The organism is Microbacterium sp. As-52 (assembly GCF_049949185.1).
In the GTDB taxonomy this organism is placed as follows: Bacteria; Actinomycetota; Actinomycetes; order Actinomycetales; family Microbacteriaceae; genus Microbacterium; species Microbacterium maritypicum_A.
In genome coordinates, this window is sequence record NZ_CP188171.1 from 3,348,065 (window position 1) to 3,365,638 (window position 17,574).

16 protein-coding genes are annotated in these 17,574 nt (G+C 69.5%); 9 read left to right on the forward strand and 7 right to left on the reverse strand.

From position 1 onward, the window contains the following. The first annotated feature begins 51 nt into the window (after positions 1 to 51). From ACLFA2_RS16150 to ACLFA2_RS16160, 3 genes are read left to right on the forward strand one after another with little or no spacing between them, the layout of a single operon-like run. Positions 52 to 978, forward strand: coding sequence for a hypothetical protein (locus ACLFA2_RS16150; RefSeq protein WP_426621618.1), 927 nt, complete (start codon positions 52 to 54; stop codon positions 976 to 978). Continuing rightward, the gene (locus tag ACLFA2_RS16155) at positions 975 to 1,727 is read left to right on the forward strand and encodes an ABC transporter ATP-binding protein (RefSeq protein WP_081859744.1); all 753 of its coding nucleotides are present in this window, start codon (positions 975 to 977) and stop codon (positions 1,725 to 1,727) included. Before ACLFA2_RS16150 ends, ACLFA2_RS16155 begins: the two co-directional genes overlap by 4 nt. Next, complete coding sequence (locus tag ACLFA2_RS16160; RefSeq protein ID WP_426621619.1) at positions 1,724 to 2,938, forward strand: ABC transporter permease; 1,215 nt, start codon at positions 1,724 to 1,726, stop codon at positions 2,936 to 2,938. Before ACLFA2_RS16155 ends, ACLFA2_RS16160 begins: the two co-directional genes overlap by 4 nt. 60 nt (positions 2,939 to 2,998) lie before the next feature. On the opposite strand, the gene ACLFA2_RS16165 is transcribed toward ACLFA2_RS16160, so the two are convergent. Beyond that, the gene (locus tag ACLFA2_RS16165; RefSeq protein WP_029258258.1) at positions 2,999 to 3,808 is read right to left on the reverse strand and encodes an RDD family protein; all 810 of its coding nucleotides are present in this window, start codon (positions 3,806 to 3,808) and stop codon (positions 2,999 to 3,001) included. Positions 3,809 to 3,824: 16 nt separating this feature from the next. Here ACLFA2_RS16165 and ACLFA2_RS16170 point away from each other — a divergent pair, with 16 nt between their 5' ends. Beyond that, positions 3,825 to 4,817, forward strand: coding sequence for a stage II sporulation protein M (locus ACLFA2_RS16170; protein WP_426621620.1), 993 nt, complete (start codon positions 3,825 to 3,827; stop codon positions 4,815 to 4,817). A gap of 16 nt (positions 4,818 to 4,833) precedes the next feature. Here the strand turns inward: ACLFA2_RS16170 and ACLFA2_RS16175 are convergent, their stop codons facing one another. From ACLFA2_RS16175 to ACLFA2_RS16195, 5 genes are read right to left on the reverse strand one after another with little or no spacing between them, the layout of a single operon-like run. Beyond that, positions 4,834 to 6,141 carry a DUF58 domain-containing protein gene (locus ACLFA2_RS16175; protein ID WP_021199839.1) on the reverse strand — a complete coding sequence of 436 codons (1,308 nt, stop codon included), beginning with the start codon at positions 6,139 to 6,141 and terminating at the stop codon, positions 4,834 to 4,836. Continuing rightward, positions 6,142 to 7,065 carry an AAA family ATPase gene (locus ACLFA2_RS16180; RefSeq protein WP_208323723.1) on the reverse strand — a complete coding sequence of 308 codons (924 nt, stop codon included), beginning with the start codon at positions 7,063 to 7,065 and terminating at the stop codon, positions 6,142 to 6,144. Positions 7,066 to 7,109: 44 nt separating this feature from the next. Beyond that, entirely contained in the window at positions 7,110 to 8,345 is a 1,236-nt protein-coding gene (locus ACLFA2_RS16185) for a DUF4350 domain-containing protein (protein WP_426621621.1), read from the reverse strand. Next, complete coding sequence (locus tag ACLFA2_RS16190) at positions 8,342 to 8,983, reverse strand: DUF4129 domain-containing protein (protein ID WP_029258253.1); 642 nt, start codon at positions 8,981 to 8,983, stop codon at positions 8,342 to 8,344. Before ACLFA2_RS16190 ends, ACLFA2_RS16185 begins: the two co-directional genes overlap by 4 nt. Beyond that, positions 8,980 to 10,410 carry a glycerophosphoryl diester phosphodiesterase membrane domain-containing protein gene (locus ACLFA2_RS16195; protein WP_426621622.1) on the reverse strand — a complete coding sequence of 477 codons (1,431 nt, stop codon included), beginning with the start codon at positions 10,408 to 10,410 and terminating at the stop codon, positions 8,980 to 8,982. The genes ACLFA2_RS16190 and ACLFA2_RS16195 overlap by 4 nt, the downstream gene beginning before the upstream one ends. A 119-nt stretch (positions 10,411 to 10,529) precedes the next feature. Between ACLFA2_RS16195 and mtrA the strand changes: the two genes are divergently transcribed. From mtrA to hpf, 5 genes are all read left to right on the forward strand, one after another. After that, positions 10,530 to 11,210 carry an MtrAB system response regulator MtrA gene (gene mtrA, locus ACLFA2_RS16200; protein WP_426621623.1) on the forward strand — a complete coding sequence of 227 codons (681 nt, stop codon included), beginning with the start codon at positions 10,530 to 10,532 and terminating at the stop codon, positions 11,208 to 11,210. A gap of 7 nt (positions 11,211 to 11,217) precedes the next feature. Then, on the forward strand, positions 11,218 to 12,897 hold the full coding sequence (mtrB, locus tag ACLFA2_RS16205) for an MtrAB system histidine kinase MtrB (RefSeq protein WP_021199845.1): 1,680 nt from the start codon (positions 11,218 to 11,220) through the stop codon (positions 12,895 to 12,897). After that, positions 12,894 to 14,612, forward strand: coding sequence for an LpqB family beta-propeller domain-containing protein (locus tag ACLFA2_RS16210; RefSeq protein ID WP_021199846.1), 1,719 nt, complete (start codon positions 12,894 to 12,896; stop codon positions 14,610 to 14,612). The genes mtrB and ACLFA2_RS16210 overlap by 4 nt, the downstream gene beginning before the upstream one ends. Before the next feature lie 93 nt (positions 14,613 to 14,705). Further along, positions 14,706 to 15,350, forward strand: coding sequence for a ComF family protein (locus ACLFA2_RS16215; RefSeq protein ID WP_426621624.1), 645 nt, complete (start codon positions 14,706 to 14,708; stop codon positions 15,348 to 15,350). A 135-nt stretch (positions 15,351 to 15,485) separates the two neighbouring features. Then, positions 15,486 to 16,142: a ribosome hibernation-promoting factor, HPF/YfiA family gene (gene hpf / locus ACLFA2_RS16220; protein ID WP_029258249.1), complete on the forward strand. Its 657-nt coding sequence runs from the start codon at positions 15,486 to 15,488 to the stop codon at positions 16,140 to 16,142. Between the two features lie 76 nt (positions 16,143 to 16,218). On the opposite strand, the gene ACLFA2_RS16225 is transcribed toward hpf, so the two are convergent. Continuing rightward, on the reverse strand, positions 16,219 to 17,544 hold the full coding sequence (locus tag ACLFA2_RS16225; protein ID WP_029258248.1) for a hypothetical protein: 1,326 nt from the start codon (positions 17,542 to 17,544) through the stop codon (positions 16,219 to 16,221). Positions 17,545 to 17,574 lie beyond the last annotated feature (30 nt).

Sequence of the window (17,574 nt, forward strand, 5' to 3'; positions counted from 1 at the left end):
TGGATACGCTGACCGCAGGCGTGCCAGGGCGGCACGGCTGGAAAGGCACTCGTGATCGTCTGGCGCCGCTGGATCTTCCCCCTGCTTCTCGTGGTGGTCTTCGGAGCGTGTGCCGCGGCACTCGTCAAGATCGCGTTCTTTCCCGACCGCGCGGAGAGCGTCGTCAGCCCTGAGGCGGGGATCACGGATCCGGTGGTGGTGGTGGAACGCGGTTCGGTGGTCAACGCGCTGAGCCTGAGTGGGAACGTGGCCCGCGACGACGCCTACGTCGTCCCCGGCGAGCTCAACGGCACCGTCCTCGCCGTGCACGTGGGTGAAGGAGCAGCGGTGGCCGCCGGCCAGAAGCTCTACACCGTGCGCCAGGAAGAGCCGCGCAAGGACATCGACGTCGTCGCGCCGGAAGCGGGCGACGTGTCGGAGTTCGCCATGGTCAAAGGCCAGGCCACCACGGTCGGGACAGAGGCGTACAAGCTCACCCCGGCCAAGTACCACCTGCTCGCGACGGTCGACCCTGTGCAGCTGTACCGCCTCGTCAACGCGCCCACGGAGGCGACGGTCACCATCACCGGCGGTCCCGCGCCGTTCGCGTGCACCGGAGTCGGGGTGCAGGTCACCGCGGAGGGCACGGCGAGTGTGCGCTGCGCCATCCCCGTCGATCAGACCGTCTTCGCCGGACTCCCCGCGAAGATGGACCTCGCCCTCGGCCAGGTCGACGATGCTCTGGTGATCCCGGTCACCGCCGTCCAGGGCGGCGCGGGATCCGGCAAGGTCTGGGTGGACGCGGGCGACGGATCCGACCCCGAGGAGCGCGCCGTGACGCTCGGCGTCAACGACGGCGTCACGGTCGAGGTGACGGAGGGGCTGGCCGAGGGGGACAGCATCCGTCAGTTCGTCCCCGGCTTCGTGGCTCCCGTCGAGGAGTTCTGCTACGAGGTCTCCCCGGGAGTGGAGCAGTGCGACAGCGGGATGAACTGGTGAGTCTCGTCGCGCTCGACGACGTCTCCAAGAGCGTGCTCCTGGCGGACGACTCCCGGCTGGAGATCCTCCGCGGGATCACCCTCGAGGTGGGAGCCGGTGACCACGTCTCGATCGTGGGTCGGTCGGGATCCGGGAAATCCACCCTGCTCAACATCCTGGGCATGCTGGACGCACCGACATCGGGCTCCGTCGCATTCGAAGGACGCGAGGTGCGCAGGATGCGCTCCGGTCGGCTCGACCGCCTGCGCGGGGACAACGTCGGCTTCGTCTTCCAGCAGTTCAATCTTCTTCCCGGGCGCACGGCGATCGACAACGTGATGATGCCGCTGGGCCACGCCAAGGGGAAGATGTTCTGGAACCGTCGTCAGATCGCCGCCGACATGCTGGAGCGGGTCGGCCTCGGGCATCGTGTCGAGCAGATCGCGGACAAGCTCTCCGGCGGCGAACAGCAGCGCGTCGCGATCGCCAGGGCGCTGGTCCGCCGACCCGTCCTGATCCTCGCCGACGAGCCGACGGGCGCGCTCGACATCGACACCGGCGCATCCGTGATGTCGCTCCTCGACGAGGTGGCCACCGAGACGGACGCTGCACTGGTCACGATCACCCATGACCTCCATGTCGCGGCACGGGCACGTCGGCACTACCGCCTCGATGCGGGCCGCCTGGAAGCCGCCGACCTCAGCCGCGCCTTCGAAGCGTCGACCCTCGCGGCGTCGGTGCCTTCGGCGCCGCCGGAGGTGATCGCATGACCGGCTTCCTCGGTGCTCTCTCCGACGCCTGGGCCGAGATCCGGGTGCACAAGCTGCGTGTGCTGCTCAGCCTGATCGGCATCGCGGTGTCGGTGGGCGCTCTGACCGCGGTCGTCGCGTTCTCCGAGTACCAGCGCCAGTTCCAGGCCGAGCAGTCCGACCGGTGGGGCGGGCGCGCCGCGACCGTCGTCGTCTCCGTCAACAGCGATGACGGCGCTCCCGTCGACGCCGACGGCTTCGATGCCCGCTTCAGTCGTGTGTCCGAGCGGTTCGGCTTCAGCCACACCGCGCGCATCTCCCAGGGGCTGACGGTCGACCTGCAGCTTCCCGACGGCATAGCGCCGGTTCCGGCGCGCATCATGGATCCTGCGTTCTCGCAGATCCATCGCGAGCGGCTTCTGGACGGGCGCTGGTTCATCGACTCGGACACCGAGGCGATGGCACCCCCCGTCGTGATCACCGAGCCCCTCTGGGACCGTCTGGGGCGTGTGCCGCTGTCGCAGCACCCGACGGTGGCCCTGAGCGGTCCGGCCGGTGGCACGTACCAGGTGATCGGAGTCACACCTCGCCAGGGCTTCGGCGACGAAGAGCTTCGCGTCGATCTGCTCTACGACGCGTACCGGGCTCGCGTGGACGCGTTGCCCACGGAGGCGTGGACCCAGTACGAGATCTGGATGGGCACGGGGCAGGTCGACCAGATCGCCCCGGTGCTCGCGATGGACCTCCGGGCGGGCCTGCCTGCGGGACAGACGGTCACGGTGAACAGATCGGACTGGGCGGCGCAGCCCGGCGCGATGGACGCCCAGGCGACCTTCGAGATGATCACCGGAGGAATCGCCGCGCTGATCCTCGCCCTCGGAGCGCTGAGCCTCATCAACATCCAGCTCGTGGCGATGCGCCAGCGCGTGCGCGAGATCGGTGTGCGACGCGCGTTCGGGGCGAGCTCGGGGCGGGTCTTCTTCGCGGTGTTCCTGGAGAGTCTGGTGGCGACGACGGTGGCCGGCGTGATCGGGATCGCGATCGTCGTCGCGGTGCTGCGGTCGGAATGGGTCATCACGTCGCTGTTCTACGGCATCCAGGACATCCCGCCGTTCCCGATGCGGGCGGCGCTCATCGGGCTTCTCGCCTCCGTCATCGTCGGCGCGGTGTCGGGCTTCATCCCCGCCCTCGTCGCCCTGCGGGTGAAGGTGATCGACGCGATCCGTTTCTGACGCACCGGCGGGCTCGATCGGGTCGCCCGGTGGTGGTGGGAGGGTGCCTGCGGACGTCCGCTAGACGCCGACCCGACGGCCGGTGAGCCGTTCGGCACGACGATCGGAGTTCTCCAGCGCGCGCCGCTCGCGCTCGCGACGCAGAACGGTGATGCCGATCAGAACCTGCTCGGGCGGCGCCGAGGGCAGCGGTGAGACGAACGGGCTCGCCTCGGTGAGCAGATCCTGGGCGACGCGTGCCCGCGCCGCCGGGATCATGCGCGGGGCACTCTGCAGGAACTGGGAGATCCGGCGTGCGAGACGGTCGGGCAACCGGGCGACGTCGGCGATCTGCGCCCAGCCGGCCAGCGGTGAGGGAAGGACGGGGACGTGCGAGCTCAGAGCGGGTGTGCGCACGCGCTGGCTGTAGGTCCCGGCGACGAGGTCGCCCAGACGCTGCGATCGCGCGGTGAACGCGCCCGTGAGCACGGCGATCCCGCCGAAGGTCATGTAGATCTCGAGGACGCCGAGCAGCCCGCGGATGAACGCGTGACGGAAACCCGCGGCGCCGCCGTCCATGCGCACGATCCGTCCACCAACCGCGAGCTTGCCGAGGCTGCGTCCCTTCAACGCGACCTCCATCGTGATCGGGAGCACGACGAAGCTCACCACGAACGCCGAGACCACGGCGATGCGATCCGTCGTCTCATCGAGCACCCCCGCGTCCAGCAGCCAGATGCGCAGGAAGATCCACAGGATGAAGACGGCGTAGCCGAGGAGCATGTCGATCGCGGCGCCGAGCGCTCGCAGCAGGAACCCGACGGGCTGCACGTCGAGCGCGACGGCCTCGCCGGACAGGACCTCGTCGGAGACGTCGATCGGGACGGACATGAGTACAGTAAATCAGGTGGATGCCGATGCGCTGACAGATGCACGCCGCGCCGAATGGGAGCGGCTCGACCAGCTCAGTCGCGCCGGTCTCGACGGCGACGGGGTCGATGAGCTCATCGTCCGGTATCGGGCGGCCTCCGCCGATCTCGCCGAACTGAAGACGTCCGTCGGCGACTCGCCGCAGGGCGCGTACCTGTCGACGATCCTGGTCCGCGCCCGGCTGCGGCTCACCGGCGCATCCGACAGCATCCTCACCCAGACGAGCCGCTTCTTCCGGTGGCAGCTGCCCGCGGCCCTGTACCGCTTGCGTTGGACGACGCTGGTCATCGCGATCTCGTTCATCGCGGTCGCCGTCGGCACCGCCGCATGGATCGCGAGCGACCCGGCGATCGTGGCCACCCTGGGGCCGCCTGCGGCCCTCGCGCAGTATGCGGAGGAGAGTTTCACGGGCTACTACACGGAGAACCCGGCAGCGGCGTTCATGGGCATGGTCTGGACGAACAACGCCTGGATCGCCATGCAGTGCGTGCTCTTCGGCGTCACGGGGATCTGGCCGGTGTACGTGCTGGTGCAGAACGCGATGGGTCTCGGCACGACCGGGGCGATCATGGCCGTCCACGACAAAGCCGACCTCATGGTGCTCTACATCCTTCCGCACGGGATGCTCGAGATGACCTGCATCTTCGTCGCGGCCGCCGCCGGGCTGCACGTCTTCTGGGCCTGGGTCGCCCCGGGGCACCGTACGCGTGGGCAGGCGCTCGCCGAGCAGGGAAGGGCGCTGGCGACCGTCGCGATGGGTCTGGTCTTCGCGCTGTTCCTCGCCGGGCTCGTCGAGGGATTCGTGACGGGCTGGGCACTGCCCTGGCCGGTGAAGATCGGGATCGGTGCGGCCGCGCTCGCCGTGTTCCTCATCTACATGCTGGTGATCGGCGGGAGGGCGCATCGCGCGGGTGAGACCGGCGACCTCGTCGAATACGAAGCGGGCACCCCGCGCCTGGTCGTCGGCTGACGCGATCGGTTGGGCGTCAGAGTCGACCGGCGGCCTTCAGCTCGAGGTAGCGGTCGGCGATCCGCGGTGGGAGGTCTTCCGGATCGGCGGCGATCGCTTCGCCCCCGGCCCTGCGGATCGCGTCGGCGACGTTCTCCGCGTCGCGGAGAGTTCGCTCGGCGGCCGCGGCGAGATACACGTCCTCGCGGGAATCACGACGGCGCGCGAGAGCGGAGATGCCGTCGTCGGTCACGGATCCGACGAGGACCGTGGTCGCACGTGAGGCGTTCGGGAAGGCACCGAGGAAGCCACGGGCCGACTCGGCCGCGTCCTGCGCCGTCAGGGCCACGATCAGCGAGGGCCGCGTCGTGAGCGAGCGCACGGCGGCGAATGCGCCGTGCCAGTCCGTGTCGACGAGCCGCGCGTGCACGGGAGCCATGGCGTCGGTCAGAGCCGGAAGCAACGCGGCGCCGTCGACCCCGGTGACCCGACCGCGGACGACCCTGTCGTACATCAGCAGGTGCACGTGATCACCGGCACGCGAGGCGAGCGCCGCCAGCAGCAGTGCCGCCTCGAGCGCGGCATCAACGCGCGTACCGTCGCCGACACGAGCTGCCGCTGTACGTCCGGTGTCGATGATGATCACCACATGACGGTCCCGTTCCGGTCGCCAGGTGCGCAGCATCGTCGTTCCTGCGCGGGCGGTCGCCCGCCAGTCGATCGAGCGCACGTCGTCCCCGCGCACGTACTCACGCAATGAATCGAACTCGGTACCCTGACCGCGCACCTGGATGCTCGTGTTGCCATCCAGCTCGCGCAGCCGAGCGAGGCGGGACGGAAGGTGCTTGCGCGAGGAGAAGGCAGGGAGCACGCGGATCGCTCCGCGGACGGAATGCCGTGCCTGCCGCCCCGCGATGCCGAGTGGTCCGCGGGAGCGGATCATCACGAACTCGCTGGCCAGTTCCCCGCGACGGCGGGGGAGGAGCGGAATGGCGACACGGCCGCGCTCACCCGGCGGGACGACCAGGTGCTGCCGGTCCGACGGCGCCCCCGCCGTCGGCTGCCATGCGTCGCGAAGCAGGGCGTGCAGTGGCTTGGTGCCGTGGTTGTGCACGGCCACGCTCACCGGGACCGGCTCCCCGATGCGCACACGCGCGGGCACTCTGCGACTCACCGTCACCGATCGGGGGCTCGCCGCGAGCGCGACGTCGACGGCGACGAGCAGCGCGCACAGGCCGATCCAGGCGCCGAGGACCGCGTACGCCGGATAGCCCGCGAGTCCAGCGATGACGAGCGGGAAGACGCCCACGGCGAGGGCGACGGCGAGGCGGCCGGTGACGAACACCTAGATCGGCACCCGGGTCTGCTGCACCACGGAGGTGAGCACCGCGTCGGCGGACACGCCTTCCATCTGCGCGTCGGGTCGCAACTGGAGGCGGTGACGCCACACGGGCACCAGCATCGTCTGCACGTGGTCGGGGGTCACCGCGGAGGAGGCGTTGAGCCACGCCCACGCCTTCGCCGCCGCGAGCAGACCGGTCGATGCGCGCGGGCTGGCACCGAGTTCGACCGACGGAGACTGACGGGTCGCCCGAGCGAGGTCGACGACGTAGCCGAGCACGTCGTCCGTGACCTCGACGGCGGCGGCCGCCTGCTGGGCTGCGCGGATCTCGTCGGCGGTGACCACCGCCTCCACACCGGTCAGCTCGCGCGGCGAGAAGCCCTCCGCGTGCCGACGCAGCACCGAGACCTCCGCGTCGCGTTCGGGCATGCCGACGACGAGCTTCATCAGGAAGCGGTCCAGCTGCGCCTCGGGCAGTGAGTAGGTGCCCTCGTGTTCGATCGGGTTCTGCGTCGCGGCGACGAGGAACGGGTCGGGCAGGGGGCGACTGACACCGTCAGCCGACACCTGGCGCTCCTCCATGGCTTCCAGGAGCGCGGCCTGGGTCTTCGGCGGCGTGCGGTTGATCTCGTCCGCGAGCAGGATGTTCGTGAACACCGGGCCGGCGCGGAAGTCGAACTCGCCGGTGCGCGCGTCGTACACGAGCGAGCCGGTGACATCGCCCGGCATCAGGTCGGGAGTGAACTGGACGCGTTTGGTGTCGAGGCCGAGCGCTCGTGCGAAGGAGCGGACGACCAGCGTCTTCGCGACGCCCGGCACACCCTCGAGGAGCACATGGCCTCGGGCGAGCAGCGACACGAGCAGCCCGGTGACGGTGCCGGCCTGGCCGACCACCGCCTTGTCGACCTCGGTGCGCACCCGGTGCATGGCCTGGCGCAGTGCGGCGTCGTCGGTGGGATGGTTCTCAACGGTCACGTGTTTCCCTCTGCTTCTCGGGGATGGGTGGTCGGTTCTGATCGGTCGACGTGCGTGCTGTCGTCCACTGCGGTCTCGAGCTCGTCGAGGCGTCTGGCGAGGTCGACCAGAGCGGCGTCGTTCTCGGGGAGCGGCCCGGCGAGCAGCGCCTGGAGCGTGCCCCGGGGAATCTGCAGTCGATCAGAGGCCGCATCCGCGACCTCGTCTGCGCCTGCGTGGACGGCGAGTCCGAGCCGTCGAGCCAGTCGTCGCTGGGTTCCGTCGCGGAGCGCCTGCCCGGCGTGCGGTGCATCTGCGGCTCTGGCCGTGAGACGCGCACGTCCGTGCATCGTCTCCGACGCCCGCACGGTGACCGGCAGCGTCTCGGCGACCAGGGGACCGAACCGCTGACCACGCCAGATCGCCGTGGCGATCCCCGCGATGATCAGCAGCAGGATCGCAGGTGTGACCCAGGGAGGCGTGAGACTGCCGAGGGTGTCGACCGGCTCGGCCTCGATGTCGGAGTCCGCGAAGCTGGGGACGTACCAGACGACGCGATCGGTCTGACCCAGCAGCGCCAACCCGAGGGCGGCGTTGCCGTTCTCGGCGAGATAGGCGTTGCCGAAGAGCCTGGTGCCCTCCACCACCACTCGTTCGGGCGTGGAACGGCGGTCCACGAGGACGGCGGCGCCCTCGGCATCGCCGAAGCAGGCCTGCACGCCGTCCGCCGGGGTGAACAGGCGGTCGGCACGGATGGTCCCGACCCTCGCGAACTCGGCGACGTCGCAGTCGGGGGCCGCCGCCGGCAGTGTTCCCGTGGCGTTCTCTCCGATGCCGAGCTCGTTCAGCAGGTGCGTGCCGGTCGAGAGGAACACGACGCGCCCCGCCGGAGCGGTGAGCGTCTCCAGGGCTTCGTCGGTCAGGGTGTACGGGTTGGCCATCACGAGTGTCGTGTCTTCGTCGATCGCTGTGAGCGCCTCGGCCCGCGAGCGGCGGACGTCGACCTCGACGCCCTGATCGCGCAGGATGTCCGCGAGCGCGAGGGCGCCGCCGTCGTCTCGGGCTTCGGGGTCGAGGGCACCGCGCGCGCCGGGGGCGGTCACGGCGACACGCAGTCCGACCGCAGCGACGATCAGGACCAGGGCGGCGACGATCGTCCATCCGATGATCGTCTTGGCCCGGCTCGGGCGGTGTTCCGCCGTGGAAGGGGCAGCCGGAGAGGAGGCGGCGTGGTCAGGCTCGATCACGGTCATGCCGGCACCGCCTCGGGGCGGCGTGCGCGGATCCGATCATCGATGTCGACGAGATCCCGATAGGTCTCGGCGCTCGCGGTGTGCCCGAGGTAGCGGACGTCGTCGAAGGAGGAGGCTGCTCGACGCATGGCGGCTGCCTCGTCGACGAACACCGTGCTCGCCTCGCGGGCGATCGACTGCGCCGTCGCGCCCGGCGCCGGATCGATCAGATCGCGCTCCCGCAGGCTGCGCGCGATCGCCCGGTACCGGAGGATCGTCGCGGCGTCCCAGTCTCGTTCGCGGGCGGCCCGCTCGGCATCCGATCTCAGCTGCGCCGCACTGCGGTCGTCGGCCGCTCCGAGGAGGTCCCCCTGTGCCCGCCTGACGGCGCGAGAGCTGCGCGGTCTGCCCCAGATGATGAGAGCGGCGACCAGCGCGGCCGCGATGATGACGATGACGATGATGAGGGCGGACGGCCCGATGCCCGCCCCGTTGCCGGAGCTGAACAGGTCGGCGAGGAAACGGCCGATGTCACGCGCCAGGAGATCGAACCACGTGGGCTTCGCGTCGGCGTAGCGAGGGTTGGAGAGCTCTTCCTCCGCCCAGCGTCGGGCTTCGTCCCCGTCGGGGACGAACAGGTCGTCGAACGGTCGGATCATGCGGTGCCGTCTGCGCCGGGCGCGGCCCACCCGCCGTCATCGGGTGCTGCTTCCGCTGAGGGCACGCTCGGCATGGTGGATGTTCCCGATGCGGCGGTCGGCGCGGGAGGCGGCGGTGGCGGGAACGCGACGGCAGGCGGTGTCACGGGCGCCGCCGCCGGATACGGCATCGAAGGCTGCGCCGGCTGGCCCTGCGCCGGCTGGCCCTGCGCGGGGTACGGCTGTGCGGGGTACGGCTGTGCGGGATATGCCTGAGGCGCTCCCGGCTCTCCGAACGTCGTCTGTGCGCCGTAGGGCGGATACCCGTAGCCCTGCGACATCATGACGTGCTCCGGCACCTGGCGGGGCGGCGGTGCAGAGGTGACGGCCCGTGACGGATCGACGCGGAACGGATCGTCCTGCTGCTCGTCGGTCCAGCCGAGGTCACGGCGCTCTACGTATGCGATCAAGGTCTGGTCCAGACCCTCGTAGCGCATCCGGCAGTCGAGGTAGACGAGCGCCGATCCGGTGCTCTGGACCACGAGGGTGATCGCCTGGATGACGAGGAGCAGGATCTGCGGGGCGATCAAGGTCACGACGAAGGCGACCACCGCACTAGGGTCCTCTGCTCCTGTGGGTGCGACGACCGAGCCGAGGAGAGAGCCGAGCAGCGTGGCGGGGACGCTGACGACCTGGGCCGCGATGCCCATGATCGCGCTGATGAGGAAGGTCACACCGAACGCGACCCAGAAGCGCCCGCGGGTGAGCCTCCAGGAGCGGACGAAAGCGTCTCGGAAACGTGCACGCTCGAGGACCAGGATCGACGGTACGAGCAGCAGCTTCGTGGTGAGCCACACCGCCAGCGGGATGCAGGCGAGGACGATGACGATCACCACGAGCACGACGACGCCGACCATCTCGGCGCTCCCGCCCATGCCGCCGGCGATGAAGGCCGCGATGATGACGGCAGCGATGATGAAGATGCCGAACACGGCCGCGACGGAGAGGGAGGCGAAGCCGGCGAGTCGCCAGAACGCCGGGGCCATCCGGCGCCACAGCATCCGCAGCGTCGCCTTCACTCCGATCGCGGCATAGCCGATCTCCGCGGCGACGACGCCTTGCATCATCGCCGTGAAGGCGATCGAGGCGACACCCACGGCGAGCCCGGCGATCAGGTTCACCGCGATGGTCCCCGCCATCACCGCTTCGAAGTCCGGAGAAGAGGGAGAGACGGTCTCCAGGCGGCTGAACGTCGTGAAGAAGACGACGCCCATGACCACGGCCGTGACGACCACCACGACGAGCTGGATGACCACGGCGAAGCCGAAGAGCACCTTCGGGTTGTGCCGAAGCGCGGCGAAGGCCTTTCCCAGCAGCATTCCGAACGAGAGCGGATGAAGGGGGATGATGCCCTTCTTCGGGGCAGGCGTCCACGTCTGTCCGGTCACAGGCACTCCCTCTCCATCGTGCGCTCCCATCGTGTCATATCCCTCGCGCGGCGCGTCATATCCCGCACACGGTGCGCAGACCTGGGATCGCTGGGACTCGGTGCCATAAGGTAACTCTTATGACCTCACGTATTCTCGTGGTCGACGACGACACCGCGCTCGCCGAGATGATCGGGATCGTGCTGCGGACCGAAGGCTTCGAGCCGGTCTTCTGCGCGGACGGTGCGCGCGCCGTCAACGAGTGGCGAGCGCAGCGACCCGACCTCGTGCTGCTCGACCTCATGCTCCCCGGCATGGACGGGATCGAGATCTGCACCCGCATCCGTGCCGAGTCCGGCGTGCCGATCATCATGCTCACCGCGCGCAGCGACACCGCCGACGTCGTCCGCGGGCTCGAGGTGGGCGCCGACGACTACATGGTCAAGCCTTTCAACCCGAAGGAACTGGTCGCCCGCATCCGCACCCGGCTTCGTCCCACGCCGCAGGCCACGAGCGAGCAGCTCCGCGTCGGCGACCTCACCGTCGACGTCGATGCGCACGAGGTCCGTCGGGGGACGGCTCCGATCGCGCTCACGCCGTTGGAGTTCCAGCTTCTCGTCGCACTCGCGTCGAAGCCCCAGCAGGTGTTCTCCCGGGAGATGCTCCTGGAGCAGGTGTGGGGCTACCACTACAAGGCCGACACCCGACTGGTGAACGTGCATGTGCAGCGCCTGCGCGCGAAGGTGGAGCTCGACCCCGACAACCCGAAGATCGTCATGACGGTGCGCGGCGTGGGCTACCGCGCCGGGAGCGTCGGCTAGGAGCACGATGGCCGCGACGACAGCGACCACCGCGACGGTCGCTGTCCTGCGCGACTGGCGAGGTTGGCCGACGATGCTCGGCATCCTGTGGCGCCGCTCTTTGCGGTTCCGCACGCTCTCGATCACCCTGCTCGCGACCTCCCTGGCGATCTTCATCACGTGCGTGACGATGGCTCTCGTCATCCAGAACGATCTGTTCATCTCCCGCAAGGACGTCGCCCTCGAAGACTCCCGCCGCGCGGTCGATCAGGCGCAGGGGATCCTGGACGTGGCCGAGGTGGGGGATGACTCCGCGGCCCTCACCGAACTGTGGAACAGCGTCCAGTCGAATCTCACCCGCACGTCGAGCACCGATCAGCTCGCCGGCTTCAAGATCGACAATGCGAACGGTGTCCGACTGAACGGCTTCGAGGCCGGGCTGAGCAGGAGCCTGCTGAGCCCGGAGCTCCAGGCGCGCGTCGTGGAGTTCGACGACCGCCAGGCCTGGCAGTCGGTGGCTCTGCCCTCCCCGGACGGGGGAGAGGTTCCCGGAATCATCGTCGGGCAGCAGCTCCAAGTGCCGGAAGCCGGGGCGTTCGCGATCTACTTCGCCTACGACCTCGGCGACGCGGACCAGACCCTGGTGTTCGTGCAGCGGACGCTGTGGATCGCGGGGATCGGTCTCGTGGCGATCGTCGCCGCGATCTCATGGATCGTCCTCCGCGCCGTCTCGACCCCGATCGTGCAGGCTGCGGAGACCAGCGCGCGGCTGGCGGCGGGGGATCTCGGCGTGCGCCTCGAAGTACACGGAGAAGACGAACTCGCCACTCTCGGACGGTCGTTCAACGCGATGGCCGACAGCATCGAGTCGCAGATCAAGGAACTCGGCGAGCTGTCGATGGTGCAGCAGCGGTTCGTGTCGGACGTGTCGCACGAGCTGCGGACTCCGCTGACCACCATCCGTCTCGCCGCGGACATGCTCAACGATCAGCGTGAGGAGTTCGACCCCACCACCGCCCGCACGGCCGAGTTGCTGCACGCCCAGGTGCAGCGCTTCGAGACCTTGCTGTCGGATCTGCTCGAGATCAGCCGTTATGACGCGGGATCGGTGCAGCTCGAGTTGGAGGCGACGAGTCTCACCCACCTGGCCGAGGACATCATCGAGCAGATGCGTCCGCTGGCCGAGGGGCACGGCACCGAGCTGCGGCTGGTGGCACCGGGCGGCTACTCGCCCGTCGACATGGATCCGCGTCGGGTGCGCCGGGTGCTGCGCAACCTGATCGGCAACGCGATCGAGCACGGCGAGGGACGCCCGGTCGTCGTCACGGTCGACAGCAACCAGCACGCGGTCGCCGCCGGGGTGCGGGATTTCGGCCTGGGCATGGAGCCGGCCGATGCGGAGCGTGTCTTCGATCGCTTCTGGCGCGCCGACCCTTCGCGTCAGCGCACGATCGGGGGGACGGGACTCGGGCTCTCGATCGCCCTGGGAGATGCGACCCTGCACGGCGGTACCCTCGACGTCTGGTCCGAACTCGGCGTCGGGACGAACTTCGTGCTCACGATTCCCCGACACGGTGGAGTGCTGGACGGTCCGAGCCCGATCCCGATCGAACCCCAGGAGCCCTTCGCGGAGCTCGGCGACGCGACCCAGCCGATCTCGCTGACGGACGCGCCCGCCGGCATGTTCGATGAGGAGGACTGGTCGTGACCGAGCGGAGACCGAATCGGCGGCTGCGAGGCCTCGCGCTGATACTCGTCGCAGCGCTGCTTCCCGCATGCGCGGGGTTGCCGACGAGTGGTGACGTCGCGGTCGGCCTCAAGCTGGGGGAGTCCCCGCAGGACGTCGACATCCTCCCCGTGGCCTCCGGCCCGATCACCGGTGCGGGACCCGAGGAGATCGTCGAGGGCTTCCTCGAGGCCGGTATCACGACGACCGACAACTGGGACACCGCACGCGACTTCCTCGCGCCTTCGTTGCAGCGCAGCTGGAGCCCGTCGGCAGGGGTGTCGATCGACATCGGCACGGACACCAGGACCGTCACCTCTTCGGTCCCCGACGATGAGGTGGAGAGTGCGGACACCGCAGAGGTCCAGGTCACGCTCGACCTGGTCGCGAGTGTCGATGACGCCGGAGAGTACTCCGAGGCCCTCGGATCGTCCAACGTGGCATTCACGCTGCAGCGGATGGAGAACGGCGAATGGCGCATCACGCAGGCGCCGGACGGCGTGGTGATCGATGAGACGCGATTCACCAAGGTGTTCGAAGGGTATCCGTTGCAGTACTTCGACCTCGGCTGGTCGAGGCTGGTGCCCGACATGCGCTGGTTCCCGCGGCGCCAGAGCCCCGCGACGACGGTGGCACGGGCGCTCATCGGCGGCGAGCCCAGCGAGTGGTTGGACCCCGCAGTGCAGAACGCGTTCCCCGCCGACGTGCAGTTGGCGCAGGACGCGGTTCCCATCGTCGGCCAGGTGGCGGATGTCGCGCTCACCCGCCCCGCCTCGGGCCTCGATGCCGCCACGCTCTCCCGGATGCGCACCCAGCTCCAGGCAACCCTCCGCGCTGCCGGCGTCGCGGTGACCGAGGTCCGGTTCACGGTGGACGGCCGCAACCTCGAGGCCGGGGTGGCGGATGTCGTCCCCCCGTCGGCCACGACGGGCACTCTCGTGCTGCAGAACGGCGCGTTCGGGCGGATCGTCGGCGATGAGATCTCGCCCATCCCCGGTATCAGCTCGGAGATCAGCGCCGTCACGCAGCCGATCGTCTCCATCGACGTCGCCGCCGATGACTCCCGCGCCGCCGTGCAGCTCGCCGATCAGCACGTGTATCTGATCGGCGAAGGCAGCCTCGACGAGCTGGACGCCCGTCCTGGTCTCATCAAGCCCTCACTCGATCCGTACGGCTACACCTGGTCGGTCCCCGCGGGAGCACCGGCGGCGGTGCAGGCGGCGGGAAGCGATGCCGTCGGGCATCAGATCGCGAAGGCATGGCCGAGCGCATCGACGATCTCTCATCTGCGGGTATCGGCAGACGGCGCCAGGGTGGCGGCCGTGGTGACCGTCGGCAAGCAGATGTGGGTGGTCGTCGCGGCGGTCGTCCGTGACGCCGCCGGCATCCCGATCGAGCTCGGCGAGTTCACGCAGCTGACCCAGCTCTCCGAGCCGGCGATGGGTTTGGTGTGGCTGGGGGCCGATCGTGTGGGTGTGCTCGCCGACCAGAGCAGCCCGCGTCTCCTCACCCAGGTGGTCGGCGGTCCGGGGTCTGCGGAGGCCGCACCGAGCAACGCCCTCTCGATCGCCGGCGCACGCACCGCGTCCGGGGTGAGGATCCTCGGCTCCAACGGCGAGCTGTTCGCGCACGCGGGGTCGGCCTGGCGCGAGGTCGCCTCCGACGTCTCCGTGCTCGCGACACGCGTGGGTGAATGACCTTCCCTGCACGGAGGGGACCTGCCTTCAGCTCATTCGCGCAACGGGGATGATCGGCAACTCCGGCGGAGGTCGAGGGCGCAGGATCTTCGAATGTGGAAGACAAGGGGTCCCCGCGGCGTCGGTGCCGAGATCGCCGCATTCCTCCTCGCTGCCACGTGTGCCGGATGCGATGAGCCGGCCACGCTCCTGTGCGGGCGGTGTGAAGCGGCGCTCCGGCCCGCCCTGCAGCTCGGGCAGACCCCTCGAGGCATTCCGGTCAGAACCGCCCTCGTGTTCGATGGGGTGGCCGCGCGCTGCATCCGCCGTCTGAAGGGAGAGGGGGAGACGCTTCTCGCCCGCCCCCTCGGCGCCGCCCTGGCGGCGGTGCTCGAGCCTGTGGTCACGCCGAGCACGTGGATCGTGCCGGTCCCGACCAGGAGAAGCGCGTTTCGGCGTCGCGGATACCGCGTGCCCGAGCTCTTGATCCGTCGCGCGCACGCAGAGCCTCAGCGATTGCTCTCGTTTGCGGACCGTACCGCCGATCAGCGCGGCCTCGGTGCACGCGCACGAGAGTCCAACGTGCATGGTGCGATGCAAGCACGCCGGTCAGGTGGGGGCGCAGAGGCGGTCATCGTCGACGACGTCGTCACGACGGGGGCGACCCTCGACGAAGCGGCACGAGCACTGGCATCGACCGGCTTCCGCGTCGTGGCGGCGGTCGCGCTCGCCGCCACGCCGCGTCGTGGCGGATTCTGATGAAGCTCATCGGGAATGCACCGGCGACACAGCGGAATGATCCCGTGACATCCGTCGGCGGGCGGACTACGGTGGGGGGACACAAGGCGACCACGGTCCGCCCTTGGCCGGGAGGACCGGGACAAGGAGGCAGCAATGGAAACAAGCATCGTTGGCGTCGGAGTGGGTATCACCGATCGCTTCCGAACCGTTGTCGAAGAGAAGATCGCCAAGATCCAGATGCTCGCGTCTCGCGCGCAACGGCTGGACGTGAAAGTCACCCATCGCGTATATCGCAACGGTCATGTCCCGGATGAGACCGTCGAGCTGACCTTGATCGGCAAGGGTCCGGTCGTCCGCGCAGAGGCGACGGATGGAGACAAGTTCGTGGCCCTCGACCTCGCGGTCGACAAGATGTCGGAGCAGCTGCGTCGCGCGAAGGAGAAGCGAGTCGACGGACGACAGCACCCGCGCGGCGCGCATTTCGAGAAGGAGAGTGGAGCGCTCGAGGGCATCGACGTCCAGCCGGCATCGGCCGACATCCTCCACGCGGTCGCGACCGGCAGCGTGCCGGTGCAGCAGACCGAAGAAGACGACTATTCGCCCGTCGTCATCCGCACGAAGAGCTTCGACGCCGAATGGATGACCGTCGAAGAGGCGGTCGACAGGATGGAGCTGGTCGGACACGACTTCTTCCTCTTCGTCGACGTCCGCACCGACCACCCGAGCGTCGTCTATCGACGCAAGGGCTGGGACTACGGTGTCATCGCGTTGAGCACTCAGGCTCCGCCGTCCGAGGCGCTCGCCTCCTGATCTGAATCGCAGAACGGCCCGATCCCGTGAGGGACCGGGCCGTTTCTGTGTCGAGGGATGCGGCGGAGACTGAATGTCAGTCGAAGATGCCGTCCAGCAGACTGCCGATCACGAGGCCACCGAGGATGCCCGAGGCGAGATCGCCGCCGCCGCCGCCGCGCCGTCCGCCGCCGCCCCAGCCGCCACCGCCGCCCCAGTTCTGATCCTGGGGACGCGAGGAATCGATGTCGCGCTGCGCGAGCTGCAGCGCTTCGGAGGCCAGGTGCGCGACGCGACGCGCCTGGACGAGCGCCGCTTCGCGAGTGTCCTCGGCGGGGAGGAGGTCGGACAGATCGACGCGAAGGCGCTCCGCCTCGGCGAGGCGGGTGCGGGCGTCGGCACCGATCCAGCCGCGGTGTCCGGAGATGAGGCCGCGCGCCACCCCCAGCTGCCGGTCGGCATCGTCGATCGCGTGCTGCACCTGAGCGATGCTCGGGAGAGGGTTCTCGGCGCGGTGACGGGCCTGAGCGATCGCCTGGTCGAGGGCCGAGTTCGCGTCGCGCAGCTGGGACAGCTCGGCAAACGGATCGTTGGGCTGTCCGGAGGGCGTCAGCGCGCCCAGCGCGGCCTGGAGTGCGGCGACCGCCTGGGCGACGGCAGGCACGTTCGGGGCTGTCCGCGCCGCGATGAGATCGCCGCGGGAGTCGGCGACGACCTCGGCCAGGGTGGATTCGGCGCGCAGGGCCTCGATCTCGAAGTCCTCCACCGCATCGAGCAGGGCAGACGCACGGCGGGTGGCTTCCGTCGCCGTCTCGAGGGCGACGTTGGCCTCCTCGTTCTGCTTCGCCGCGCGACGGCGTTCCGACACGTCGGCGCTGTGCGTAGCGAAGCTGATGAGCTGCTCCGCCTCCGCCGCGCTGGCGGTGATCTGGTGCATGGCGGAATCGGCGTACCGGGCCGAGAGACGGGAGACGGCTTCGTTGGTCTGGGGGATGCGGGCGCTGAGCGCGGCTGCCTCGGCCCGCACCTGCGCGATGATCTCCGGGGCGCGTCGCACCTTGGCGACCGACTCGGCGAGGACGGAGGTCTTCTCGTCGAGCAGGTCCTGCGCCCAGTCGCAGAGCTGGAGGATGCGCGCGTTGCGCGTACGCAGCTCCTCGTCGGTGTCCGGGATCTCGTCGTGGTTCAGCTGGTGGAGCTGGAACGCTTCGCGCAAGTGGGTGCGCACCGCAGCGAGTGCCGTGCGCAGATCAGCGGTGAGCGACTCGCCGAGCTCGGCTTCCGCGAAGGAGAGCTCGTCGGAGGTCGTGCGGATCCGCTCGTCGGCGCTGACCAGGGCCTGCTCAGCACGTCGAGCCAGATCGGCATCCTGTGCGGCGAGTTCTTCCTGTTCGCGTTTGCGTCTGCCCCAAAATCCAGCCATGACCCGATCCTAGTTTCCCCGGGCACAGGG

What these genes read in the sequence shown, in the direction of transcription:
- ACLFA2_RS16180 (WP_208323723.1), bottom strand. Translation starts at nt 7,065, where the DNA reads ATGCACCGGGTGCGCACCGAGGTCGACAAGGCGGTGGTCGGCCAGGCC.
- ACLFA2_RS16160 (WP_426621619.1), top strand. Translation starts at nt 1,724, where the DNA reads ATGACCGGCTTCCTCGGTGCTCTCTCCGACGCCTGGGCCGAGATCCGG.
- ACLFA2_RS16190 (WP_029258253.1), bottom strand. Translation starts at nt 8,983, where the DNA reads ATGATCCGACCGTTCGACGACCTGTTCGTCCCCGACGGGGACGAAGCC.
- ACLFA2_RS16185 (WP_426621621.1), bottom strand. Translation starts at nt 8,345, where the DNA reads ATGACCGTGATCGAGCCTGACCACGCCGCCTCCTCTCCGGCTGCCCCT.
- ACLFA2_RS16165 (WP_029258258.1), bottom strand. Translation starts at nt 3,808, where the DNA reads ATGTCCGTCCCGATCGACGTCTCCGACGAGGTCCTGTCCGGCGAGGCC.
- ACLFA2_RS16225 (WP_029258248.1), bottom strand. Translation starts at nt 17,544, where the DNA reads ATGGCTGGATTTTGGGGCAGACGCAAACGCGAACAGGAAGAACTCGCC.
- mtrB (WP_021199845.1), top strand. Translation starts at nt 11,218, where the DNA reads ATGGCCGCGACGACAGCGACCACCGCGACGGTCGCTGTCCTGCGCGAC.
- mtrA (WP_426621623.1), top strand. Translation starts at nt 10,530, where the DNA reads ATGACCTCACGTATTCTCGTGGTCGACGACGACACCGCGCTCGCCGAG.
- ACLFA2_RS16215 (WP_426621624.1), top strand. Translation starts at nt 14,706, where the DNA reads ATGTGGAAGACAAGGGGTCCCCGCGGCGTCGGTGCCGAGATCGCCGCA.
- hpf (WP_029258249.1), top strand. Translation starts at nt 15,486, where the DNA reads ATGGAAACAAGCATCGTTGGCGTCGGAGTGGGTATCACCGATCGCTTC.